The following is a 12,726-nucleotide window of genomic DNA, read 5'->3' on the forward strand; positions in this document are numbered from 1 at the left end:
AGCCCGAGCATGACCGACCCCGCACAGGCCAAGCTGCGCAAGACGCTCAGCCGCGCGTTGACCGAGGTCAAGCGCCTGCGGGCCAAGCTCGCCGAGCTCGAGGGGCCGTCGACCGAGCCGATCGCCATCGTCGGTATCGGGCTTCGCTTGCCGGGCGGGGTCGTGGATCTCGCGAGCTTGTGGTCCTTGCTCGAGCGAGGCCAGGACGCCGTCGCGCCGATCCCGGCCACGCGCTGGGACGCCGAGGCCTGCTACGACCCGAGCCCCGACGCGCCCGGCAAGAGCTACGTCCGCGAGGCCGCGCTGCTCGACCACGTCGACCTCTTCGATCCCGCGTTCTTCAACATCACGCCGCGCGAGGCCGCCAGCATCGATCCGCAGCACCGGCTGCTGCTCGAGGGCGCCTGGGAGGCGCTCGAGCACGCGGGCATCGTCCCGGCGACGCGCGTCGACTCGCAGACGGGCGTGTTCGTCGGCATCGGCCCCAGCGACTACGCGCGGCTGATCGACGACGCGGGTGACAACCCCTACGCGGTCATGGGCACCCACAGCTCGTTCGCGGCCGGGCGCGTGGCCTTTGCTCTCGGCCTCCAGGGTCCGGCGATGACCGTCGACACCGCGTGCTCGTCGTCGCTGGTCGCCCTGCACCTGGCCTCCAGCTCCCTGCGCGCCCGCGAGTGCGAGCTCGCGCTCGCGGCTGGCGTGCAGGTCCTCGCCTCGCCCGAGCCCTTCGTGCAGCTGTCCCGGACTCGAGCCCTCGCGCCCGACGGCCGCTGCAAGACCTTCTCGGCCGACGCCGACGGCTACGGACGCGGCGAGGGCGTGGTCGTGCTCGCGCTCGAGCGCCTCGCCGACGCGCGTGCCCACGGCCGAGAGCCGCTGGCCCTCGTCCGCGGGACCGCGGTCAACCATGACGGGCGCAGCAGCGGGATCACGGCCCCAAACGGCAGCTCGCAACAAAAGGTGCTGCGCGCGGCCCTGACAGACGCCGGCCTCGAAGCCCACGAGGTCGACATGGTCGAGTGCCACGGCACCGGGACCGCGCTCGGCGATCCGATCGAGGTCCAGGCGCTCGCGGCGGTCTACGGCGCCAAGCGCCGCCCCGAGCGAAAGCTGCTGCTCGGCGCGATCAAGACCAACATCGCCCACCTCGAGTCCGCCGCGGGCCTCGCCGGGGTCGCCAAGGTCATCGCCGCCCTCGACCACGACACCCTGCCGGCCACGCTTCACTGCGCGTCACCCAACCCCCACCTCGACTGGGGCGCGCTGCCGGTCGAGATCATCCGTGACGCGCGCCCGTGGCCGCGCGGCGAAGGTCCGCGGCGCGCGGGCGTGTCGGGCTTCGGCCTCTCGGGCACCAACGCCCACGTGATCCTCGAAGACGCGCCGAGCCCCGCGCCCGCCAAGCCGCCGATCGCGTCGCTCGAGTACGTGCCGCTGCTGCTCTCGGGCCGGACCGAGGCCGCGCTGCGGGACCAGGCGGCGCGCCTGCTCGCGCGAGTCGAGGACCCCCGCGGTCGCCCTTCGACGCTCGAGCTCGGCGCCGCGCTCGCGACCACGCGCACACACTTCGAGCACCGGGCGGTCGCCATCTCCCCCGCTTCGGCGAGCGCCAAAGCGGCCCTCGCCGCCCTCGAGCTCGGCAGCTCCTCCCCCGCGGTCACGCCCAAGCTCGCGCTCTTGTTCACGGGCCAGGGCTCCCAGCGCCCGCAGATGGGCCGCGAGCTGTACGAGCGCTTCGCGGTGTTCCGCGCGAGCGTGGACGAGCTGTGCTCGAAGCTCGATCGGCCCCCAGGAGCCGGCAGCGCGAGGCGCCGCCGCCCCCTGCTCGAGGTCATGCACGCCGCCGCGGGCTCCGAGGCCGCCGCGCTCCTCGATCGGACCGAGTTCACTCAGCCGGCGCTGTTCACCCTCGAGGTCGCCCTCTACCGGCTGTTCGAGTCGTGGGGCCTGCGACCCAAGCTCTTGCTCGGTCACTCGGTCGGTGAGATCGCGGCGGCCCACGTCGCAGGTGTGCTCGACGTCGACGACGCCTGCGCCCTCGTCACCGCACGCGCGGAGCTGATGGCCGCGCTGCCACCTGGAGGAGCGATGTGGTCGATCCAGGCGAGCGAAGCCGAGGTCGACGCCGCGCTCGCCGAGCAGCCCGGCGCCCTCGACATCGCGGGGCTCAACGGCCCGATGTCGACGGTCATCTCCGGTGACGAGGCCCCCGCCCGAGCGCTCGCCGAGCAGTTCGAGGCCCGCGGTCGCAAGGTCAAGCAGCTGGCCGTCAGCCACGCCTTCCACTCGCGCCGCATGGAGCCGATGCTGGCCGAGTTCGAGGCCCGGATCGCCGCGCTTCGCTTCAAGCACGCGCGGATCCCCATCGCGTCCAACCTCAGCGGCGCGATCGCGGGCCCCGAGATCGCAACGCCAGCCTACTGGGTTCGCCACGTCCGCCAGGCCGTGCGCTTCGTCGATGGCGTGCGCGCGCTGGAGACCCACGGCGCGACCGCGACCTTCGAGCTCGGGCCGCAAGGCGTGCTCTCGGCGATCGCCGCCGGGTGCCTGTCCGACCAGGCTCAGGCCCGGCGGCTGCCGCTGATCCCGTCTCTGAGCAAGTCTGCGCCCGAGCCCCTCGCGCTCATGACCGCGCTGGCGAGGCTGCATGTCCACGGCGTGTCCCTTGATTGGAGCGCGGTGTTCGAGCTCCAGCGGCCCCCGCGTGTCGCGTTGCCGACCTACCCCTTTCAGCGCGAGCGGATGTGGTTGGAGCCCCGGCCCCGCCCCGCGACCGGCGCGCTCGCGGGGCGCTATCCGCTGTCGGGACACCGGACCGAGCTTCCCCACGGTGGAGCCCTGCACACCCTCGAGATCGGCCCGGCGATCCAGCGCTACCTCGGCGACCACATCGTCTACGACACGATCGTCGTCCCTGGCGCGTTCTACGTGGCCGTGTTGCTCGCGGTCGCCGAGTCGACCTGGCCGGACCGCGCCGTCGAGCTGCGCGAGCTCGAGTTCATTCGGGCCCTGACCTTCAAAGCTCCCGCTGACCACGTCACACTCCGCGTCCAGCTCGACCCCCTCGGCGACGACCTGAGCCAGTACGCGGCCTCGTTGTCGACCCGCAGCGAGGGCGAGTGGACCACCCACGCAAGCTCGATCCTCGCGACCCCAAGCGACGATCCCCCGGCCCCCGAGCCCCTCGATCTGCGCGGCGCGAGCTGGGTCGACGACTCCGAGCGGCTCGATCGACGCCTCCGTGACATGCACATCGACTGGGGCCCCAAGTGGTGGTGGCTGCGCCAGACCGCCGCGCTCGGCCCGGACACCGTCCTCGGTCGCTTCGACGCTCAGGCCGGCGTGCCGGGCGATGACGGGCCGGTCCCCGGTGGGCTCATCGACAGCTCATTCGCCCTCGCGACGTGGACGGCTGGCTACGAGCAGGGCAGCACCCCGCGCTTGCCCTTCGCGGCCCGGAGGGTCGTCTGGCTTGGCCAGCGTCGCCCACCCCAGCGCGCGCGCTACCAGGCCCGCAGCACCACGCAGACGAGCTCGACCGCCGACATCACCTACTACGATGCTGACGGACGCGCGCTGGCCTGGATCGAGGGCTTCAGCACCCGACCCGCGCCGATCGAACGGTTCTTGCCGCCACGGGCGAGCCGAGATCTCTACATCGTCAGCTGGGTGGCGCTCGACGAGGCGAGCCGCCCGGTCGCCCCGGTCGCCCCGGTCGCCCGGCTCGGGGGCGACCCGCTCGGGCTCGCCGAGCTCTACGCCTTCGACGCCGTCCACCCCGACCTCGCCAGCGTCATCGCCGGGCAGTCGCAGACCGTCGTCGTCAGCTGCGGCCCGGGCGAGTCGCCCCTGGCCACGGCCAGCGCGACCCTCGAGCTGGTTCAAGCTTGGCTCAGCGCCAGCGCGCTGTCCGATCGGCGCCTGGTCCTGGTCACCCGCGACGCCGTCGCGGTCGACCCCGGACCGAGCGCCCTCGATCTCGCGGCCTCAGTGATCTGGGGTCTGGTCCGCTCGGTCATGGCGGAGCACCCCGAGCGCGACATCCGGCTCATCGACATCGACGACGACCAGCCCGCCGCGAGCGCCCCCTTCGCCCGCGCGCTTGGCTGCGAGGAGTCGCAGCTGGCGATTCGCCGCCAGTCGGTCCTCGCCTCGCGCCTCGCTCCAGCGCCGTCCGCCTCGGAGCGGCCGCCGCCCGCCTTCGATGCCAACGCCACGGTCGTGGTCACCGGGGCGACGGGTGGGCTCGGCGCGGCCCTGACCCGGCACCTGGTCGCGCGCCACGGGGTCCGGCGCTTGCTCCTGATCTCGCGCCGGGGGCCCGACTCGCCGGGCGCGGAGGAGCTCGTCGCGGACCTCCAAGCCGCGGGCGCCGAGGTCGAGCTGCTCGCCTGCGACGTCGGCGATCGGGCTCAGCTCGCGGACGCGCTCGCGTCGATCGATGCCGCGCACCCTCTGACCGGGGTCTTCCACACCGCGGGAGTCGTCGACGACGCGACCGTCGCGGGCCTCGACGAGGCTCGCCTCGCGCGGGTGTTCGCGCCCAAGGTCAGGGGCAGCCGCAACCTCCACGAGCTGACCGCCAGCCACAAATTGGTCTGCTTCGTGGTCTTCTCGTCACTCGCGGGGCTGCTCGGCTCGGCCGGCCAGGCCAACTACGCCGCCGCCAACGCCTACATCGACGCGCTGTGTGCCCATCGCCGCGCCCGCGGTCTGCCGGCGACCAGCCTCGCCTGGGGTCCATGGGCCGAAGGGGGCATGGCCGCGCGCCTCTCGGAGGTCGATCGCGCTCGCATGGCGCGGCAGGGCTTCCTCGCCCTGAGCTTCGAGCAGGGCGCGAGGCTGCTCGACGCCGCGCTCGAGCGCTCCGCGGCGCTCCAGGTCCCCGTCCGCCTCGACACCCGGGCCCTCGGCGCGAGCTCCGATGAGCTGTCCCCGCTCTTGCGCGACCTGGTCCCCCGCGCTTCCCCGCGGCGGCGGTCCGAGGACAGCTCCTTGGCCCGGCGGCTCGTGGGCCTCGGCGAAGCGGAGCAACGCAGCGAGCTGCTCGACCTCGTCACCCGTGAGACCGCGACGATCTTCGGCCTCAGCGACCCGAGCTCGCTCGGCCCCGAGCTGCCCCTGCAGGAGCTCGGGCTCGACTCGCTGATGGCCGTCGAGCTGCGCAACCAGCTCCAGGCGGCGACCAAGCTCCGGCTGCCTTCGACGCTGCTGTTCGACTATCCCACGCTGACGGCGCTCGCCGACATGCTCCGAGAGCGCTTGCTCGCCCTCGCGACCGAGACCGAGCACGAGTCGCCGCCAGCGGCCACGCCCCGCCCGCCCCGCGTCCCCCACGAGCGGGACCCGATCGCGATCGTCGCGATGGCCTGTCGCTTGCCCGGAGGTGTCCACAGCCCGGAGCAGCTGTGGGACCTGCTCGACGCGGGCCTCGACGCGAGCACCGAGCTCCCGAGCGATCGTGGCTGGCCCAAAGATCTCTACAACCCCGACCCCGCGAAGCCCGGCAAGTCGGTCACCGCGCGCGGCGGCTTCCTCCACGACGCCGCCGCGTTCGACCCGGCCTTCTTCGGCATCAGCGGTCGCGAGGTCGCCGCGATCGATCCGCAGCAGCGCCTCCTGCTCGAGACCTCATGGGAGGCGCTCGAGCGCGCGGGGATCCCCCCGGACTCCCTGCGTGGCTCACCGACCGGCGTGTTCGTCGGCGTCATGTACAGCGACTACGGCGGCCGACTCTTCGCCAGCCCCGAGGCGCTCGAGGGCTACGTCGGCATCGGCAGCGCGCCATCGGTCGCGTCCGGTCGGATCTCCTACACCTTCGGCTTCGAGGGCCCGGCGGTGTCGGTCGACACCGCGTGCAGCTCATCGCTCGTGGCCCTGCACCTCGCCGCGCAAGCGCTGCGCAACCACGAGTGCGACCTCGCCCTCGCCGGCGGCGCGACGGTCATGGCGACGCCGAGCATGTTCGTGGAGTTCAGCCGTCAGCGCGCCCTCGCTCCGGACGGGCGCTGCAAGTCCTTCGCGAGCGACGCCGACGGCGTCGCGTGGGCGGAAGGCGCCGGCATGCTCGTGCTCGAGCGGCTGTCCGACGCCCGCCGCCACGGCCACCCGGTGCTGGCGCTGGTCCGGGGCTCGACGATCAACCAAGATGGCCGCAGCCAGGGGCTCACGGCGCCCAACGGGCCGTCGCAGCAGCGCGTGATCAGGGCCGCGCTCGCGGCCGCGTCACTGTCGCCTGCCGACGTCGACCTGATCGAGGCCCACGGCACCGGGACCAAACTCGGCGACCCGATCGAAGCCCAGGCCCTCGCGGCCGTGTACGGCCCTCACCACAGCAGCGACGCGCCGCTGCTGCTCGGCTCGATCAAGTCCAACATCGGTCACACCCAGGCCGCGGCTGGTGTCGCAGGCATCATCAAGGTCGTGCTCGCGCTCGAGCGCCAGCACATCCCCCGAACCATCCACGTCACCGAGCCGACGCCCCACGTCGACTGGTCGAGCGGCGCGCTCCGTCTGCTGACGGAGCCCCAGGCCTGGCCACGCGGGCAACGGCAACGCCGCGCCGCGGTCTCCTCGTTCGGCATCTCGGGGACCAACGCCCATGTGCTGGTCGAAGAGGCCCCGGTCGAGGACATCGCGGAAGGCCCGCGCGAGCGAGACGAGGAGCACGCCCAAAGCTGGCGCTGCCTGCTGCTCTCTTCCCCGTCCGCGAGCGCCCTGCCGGGCCTGGCCGCGCGCCTTCGCGACCACCTCCGCGCCAACCCCCAGCTTCGGCTCACGGACGTGGCCTACACCCTCGCCGCGCACCGGACCCAGTTCGAGCATCGCGTGGTCTTGGTCGTCGACTCGCTCGCCGCCGCGGTCACGACCCTCGACGCCCTCGCCCGCGGTCAAACGCCGCCGGAGGTGTCTGTCGGCCGAGCCCGCGCCGCGCCCCGCAGCGCCTTCCTGTTCACGGGTCAGGGCGCGCAGCGCCCTGGCATGGGCGCGGATCTGGTCGCCGCCTTCCCGGCCTTTCGCGCGGCCTTCGACGAGATCTGCCGGCGCTTCGCCCCTCACCTCGAGCGATCTCTGCGCGCCGTCATCTTCGCCGAGCCGGGCTCCGACGACGCCGCGCTCCTCGGCGAGACCGCCTACACCCAACCCGCGCTGTTCGCCCTCGAGGTCGCCTTGTTCCGCTTGCTCGAGTCCTGGGGCCTCGCTCCGGACCTCGTGCTCGGGCATTCGATCGGCGAGCTGGCCGCGGCGCATGTCGCCGGGGTCATGTCGCTCGCCGACGCGTGCGAGCTCGTGGCGGAGCGTGGACGCCTCATGCAGTCGATGCGCGAGGACGGCGTCATGATCTCGATTCAGGCGTCCGAGGACGAGCTTCGGCCCCTGGTCGACGCGGACCCGGGCGTCGACATCGCGGGGCTCAACGGCCCCCGCTCGACGGTCCTGTCCGGAGACGAGCAGGCCGCGCGAAGCGTCGCCGCCCGCTTCGAAGCTCGGGGCCGCAAGACCAGGCAGCTGGCGGTGAGCCACGCGTTCCACTCCCACCACATGGAGCCCATGCTCGATGAGCTGCGCGCCGTGGCCGAGACCTCGACCTTCGCGGCGCCGCGCACCTCGCTGGTCTCGAACGTCACCGGTCGGCTGGCCGACCCCGACCTGCTTCGGTCGCCAGACTACTGGGCTCGCCAGGTCCGCGCGGCGGTGCGCTTCGCCGACGGTGTCCGCGAGCTCGAGCGTGAGGGCGTGACGCTGGCCGTCGAGCTCGGCCCTCACGGGGTCCTGACCGCGAGCGCCGCGACCTGCCTCGAGCACCCCGATCAGGTCCGCCTGGTTTCGACTCTGCGCCGAGATCGCGCGGACCTCGAGAGCCTCCACGTCGCGCTCGCGCAGCTACATTGCGCCGGCGCCGGGCTGAGCTGGGCCGACTACTACCGCCCGCTCGACGCGCGACTGGTGAGCTTGCCGACCTACGCGTTCGAGCGAGCGCGCTACTGGCTCGAGGTCCCGACCAAGGCCCCCGCGCAAGATCCCCACGCCGCAGCGTTTTGGTCCGCGGTCGAGGCCCGCGACGACGCCCAGCTCGGCGCGCTCCTCGACCTCGACGACCAGAGCCAGACCGCGTTGACCAGCGTGCTGCCTGCGCTGCGGGCCTGGCGAGGCACCAGCCGCGAGCGCGAGACGCTGGACAGCTGGCGCTACCGTGAGACCTGGGTCCCGCTGGCAGTCGACACCGGGCCCGCCAGCCAGGCTCCGTGGCTGGTCATCGCTACCACCGACGCCGCGGGCAGCGTCGCCGAGAGGCTGGGCGCGCAGCTCCCGACCACGCTCGTGATCGCCGACCCCGAAGCGGGCCGCGAGCAGCTCGCGCGGCGCCTACGTCGGGCCGCGGGCGACGGCCCACTCGCCGGGGTCATCGCCGATCTTGGCTCGAGCGAGCACCACCCACGCCACCGAGGGCTGCCCCTCGGCCTCGCGCTCGCGCTCACCCTCGCGCAGGCATTGGCCGACGCTGAGATCGACGCGAAGCTGTGGCTCCTGACCCGGTCCGCGGTCTCGACCGGACCCGACGACCACCTCGAGCACCCGCTCCTGGCCATGATCTGGGGCCTCGGCCGCGTGCTGTCGCTGGACCAGCCGCAGCGCTGGGGGGGCCTCGTCGATCTCCCCTGCGAGGTCCCCGACGCCCTCGTCTCGACCCTCGCGCGCGCGCTCCTTCGTGGGGGTCACGAGGACCAGCTCGCGATTCGTCCGCGGGGCCTGCTCGCCCGACGACTCGAGCGCGCGCCTGCCGAGGCCCTCGGCCCGCGCTTTCGGGCTCGGGGGACCGCGCTGATCACCGGCGGCACCGGGGCCCTGGGCGCCCACACGGCGCGGTGGCTGACAAAGCGTGGGGCCGCGCACCTGGTCTTGACCAGCCGGCGAGGCGAGGCCGCGCCCGGAGCCAGGAGCTTGCGCGCGGAGCTCGAGAGCCTCGGCGCCCGGGTGTCGATTGAACGCTGTGACAGCGCCGACCCCAGGGCCATCGCCGCCCTCGTCGCGAAGCTCAGCGAGCTCGACGGGAGCGACGAAGAGCTGCGCATCATCGCCCACGCCGCCGGGGTGTCTGGGCCCCCAACGAGCGTCGATCAACTGAGCATCGAGGGGCTCGCCGAGGTCACCGCGGCCAAGGTCTGCGGCGCCGCAGCCTTGCACGAGCTCACCCTCACCCGCGATCTCGACGCCTTCATCTGCTTCGCCTCGATCGCCGGGGTTTGGGGCAGCGGACAGCAAGCGCCCTACAGCGCCGCGAACGCCTACCTCGACGCGCTCGCGCTGCACCGCGCCAGCTCGGGCCTCCCGGCGACCTCCCTCGCCTGGGGACCGTGGGCAGGCCCGGGCATGGCCGACGAGGAACTCAGCGAGCTCCTTCGTAGCCATGGTCTGAGCCCGATGGCTCCCGCGCACGCGATCGCCTCCCTCGAGCTGGCCTTGCGCAGCCGCGACCCCAGCTTGGTGATCGCGGATCTCGACTGGTCGCGCTTCGCTCCGGTCTACGCCAGCCAGCGCCCGCGCCCGCTGCTGACCGCCATCCCCGAGGCCCGGCGCGCGCTCGCGCCTTTGCCATCCGATGCCCAGCTCCGCCGCGCGCTCGAGCGCGTGTCCCTCAGCCAGCTGCGCGAGGCCGGGATCCTCGACGCGGTCCTCGACCTGGTCAACGACGCGAGCCCCACTGAAGCTGCCGCGCCCACGGATCTGCTCACGCTCCCGATCAGTGAGCGCCGCGCCGCCGTCCGCGAGCAGCTTCGGGCCTTCGCCGCCCGGGTCTTGCGGGTGTCCGTCGACGAGATCGAGCATGACCAGGGGCTCACGGCCCTGGGCCTCGACTCGCTGATGGCCGTCGAGCTGCGCACGCAGCTCGCCGCAGCTGGCATAGCGATCCCGGCCGCAGACTTCCTCCGCGGACTGAGCGTGGCCGAGCTCGCCGAGCGATTCATCGCGAGCTCGGGCGGACCGAGCGAGACCGGCGAGACCGGGCGCCCGACCTCGCGCTGGATCAACATCGAGCACCCGAGCTCGACGGCAGACCTTCGCCTTGTCTGCTTTCCCTACGCGGCGGGCGGGCCGACCGTGTTCGCCCAGTGGCCCCAGGCCCTCAACCCCGCGATCGAGGTCGCGGTCGCGCACCTGCCGGGCCGCGGCGCTCGCCTCGATGAGCCTCCCCTTCACACGATCGCCGAGTCCGTCGGGCCCCTCGTCGAAGCGATCCTGCCCCTCGCAGACAAGCCCCTGGCGTTCTTCGGCCACTGCATGGGCGCGATGGTCATGATGGCCGTCGCCGAGCGCCTCGAGCACGAGCACGGCGTCATCCTCGAGCGTGTCTACGCTTCGGCCGCAGCCCCCCCGTCGCACTACCAAGCGCCGCTGCTCCACCTCCTCGACGACGACGAGCTCATGCTCGTTCTGCAGATGATCGGCTTCACCAACAGCGGCGCGCTCATCGAGGATGACGAGCTCCGCGAGCTGCTGATGCCGATGCTGCGCGCCGACTTCGAGGCCGTCGCCCACCACAGCCGCGACTACCGCCCGCGGCGCCCGCTCTCGGCCCCCCTCGTGGTCCTGGCCGGCCGACGGGACGTGTTCGTCGCCCCGCGCTTCGTGCCAGGCTGGCGCCAATTCACGACCGCCGAGGTCCGCTTCGAGCTCCTCGACGAGCACCACTACTTCGTCGAGAGCGAGCGCGCCGCGCTGCTGTCGTTGATCTCCGGCGAGCGCGGGAGCGATGGAGTCATTCGCGCGCTCGCGGCGAAGGAGTGGGACGCCGCGCTCCGAGACCCGGAGCCCTTCACCCGCGACGGCTGGGATCGGCGAGCCGAGTGGCTCCGCGTCCATCAACCGGCAAAGTCAGCGGTCGGGACCCTGGTCCTGATCCCCGACCTCCTCGGGGCCAGGTTTCCGCTTCATTCCCCGACGACCTGTGGCGCCAGCTGGCGGGTACTCGAGCTGAGCTACCCCGGCCTCGAGCGCGGCGATCCCCGGTCTCCGGGACCGCCCGACCAGGTCATCGCGCGCTTCATCGAGCTGCTCGAAGGCGAAGACGACGGGCCGCTCATCTTGCTCGGCCATGGCTTCGGCGCCGTCTGTGCGGCCGAGATCGCGGCGGCGCTCGGCCCTCGCGTTCGTCACCTGTTCGCGGTCAACGGGGTCCCGCCCGGCCACTATGGCCTCCCCTTCGCCGACCTCCTCGACGACCCCCAGCTCGTCGCCTTCTTGCGTCTGATCGGACACCCCCGACCCGACCCCTCGTCTCTCGCCCAAGTCCGCGCCGGGATCCGGCTTGGCTCAGCCTACCCCGTCGAGAGTGAGCGAGAGCTGCCGTGCCCCGTGACCGCCCTGCGAGCCAAGCGCGACGTCTGGCTGTCCTACCACACCGTCGATCGTTGGGCCGACGTGTGCCAGGGCCCCGTCGAGATCATCTCTCGGGAGGGTCGCCACTTCGACGACGTCGACGAACAACTCGCGCCGCAGCTCAGGGCCCTGAGCGCCTCTTTGCCCGACCCCTGAGGCCTGTCCCGAGGCCTGTCCCTGCCCCGGCCTGCTAGCGGCGGCTGCCGAACTTGGCCAGCTCGGCGACCGGGAACTCGTAGGACAGCGGATCGATTTTGGGTGGCTCGATACCGATCCGCACGAACTCGGCGACGGCTTTTTCCACGGCGTCGGGATAGTCAGACGCCCACGAGTACTTGCCCGTGTCACCCCGCAGCCAGACGATCGCCGTGATGGCGCCGCGCATGACTGGCTTGGTCACGATCAAGAATTGCCACTGAAACCCAACCTCGGTCAGGTCCTTGGATGAGTACTCGCTGATCAGCTTGCGAATCGTCGGCTTCGGCACGCCCCACTCATGGAACTCCATGATCGTGACGTGCTTGACGCCGGCGCGATGCGCGAACGCGGACGCCTTCTCCCGCCATCGATAGTAGCCATGGACGACGCTCTCCTCCGGGTCACTACCCCGCAACTTGGCGATGCTGATCGGGAAGTAACGGTTGTCGAGGAGGATGTCTCCGTCAGACCCACCCGGGATCACTTTGGGGTCGAGATCCGATGGTAATGTGAGGGACGACATGGGCTGGTTTCTCGTCCTTCTACAACAGTTCGAAGGCGCGCGTGTCAGATTTGGTTGGAGGCGCCGGGAGTCGAACCCGGGTCCGCGAGTCTTCTGATGGGACGTCTACGTGCGTAGTCTGCGGATTTGGGTTTGACCGCCGAGCATGCCCACAGACGGGCCCTCTCGGAAGCGAGTCCCTGAGTTTCGCGCACCGACCGGGACCTCCGGTTCGCTAGCCTCTGTGTTGACGCCTACGCCCTACTGAGGCGCCTCAAACGCAGGCGTGCAGCTAATTAGGCTGCAACGGCCAGACGGCCGTAGTTGCTGTCGTTGGCAGCTGTGTTTTCCCGGCGTTTGTAACGCGGCGCTGGACCCGCGGCACGCTGTCTTCACCTTCCGTACCCACGTCGAATGCCAATGCACCCCCTGAGTGTCGTTCTGTGACGCTCGTACGTGTTTCGGGAAGTATATGTCCTCCCAACCCAAGGGCGCAAGAGTTCGGCATTTTTGCGCCGCAACGCAGGCACCATCCCAAGGTGGTGCGCAAAACCAACCGCAGCGTGGTACGCGGATTAAGATTGAGCCCTGAGCGGCTAATCTTGGTGCAATCGCAGGCCATGCAGCGGTACCCTGAGTCTCGA

The 12,726-nt window shown here is 71.8% G+C and carries 2 protein-coding genes and 1 other RNA gene; 1 reads left to right on the plus strand and 2 read right to left on the minus strand.

The window, feature by feature from the left end; genetic code table 11:
* Window positions 1-9: 9 nt before the first annotated feature.
* A complete protein-coding gene (locus ENSA5_RS15840; RefSeq protein ID WP_106392502.1) occupies window positions 10-11,538 on the plus strand; it encodes a type I polyketide synthase in 11,529 nt (3,842 codons plus the stop codon).
* 34 nt (window positions 11,539-11,572) lie between these two features.
* On the opposite strand, the gene ENSA5_RS15845 is transcribed toward ENSA5_RS15840, so the two are convergent.
* On the minus strand, window positions 11,573-12,103 hold the full coding sequence (locus ENSA5_RS15845; protein WP_146155746.1) for a hypothetical protein: 531 nt from the start codon (window positions 12,101-12,103) through the stop codon (window positions 11,573-11,575).
* 52 nt (window positions 12,104-12,155) lie between these two features.
* Window positions 12,156-12,512, minus strand: a transfer-messenger RNA (tmRNA) gene (ssrA, locus tag ENSA5_RS15850).
* Between the last annotated feature and the right edge of the window lie 214 nt (window positions 12,513-12,726).

This window comes from Enhygromyxa salina (assembly GCF_002994615.1).
Lineage (GTDB): Bacteria > Myxococcota_A > Polyangia > Nannocystales > Nannocystaceae > Plesiocystis > Plesiocystis salina_A.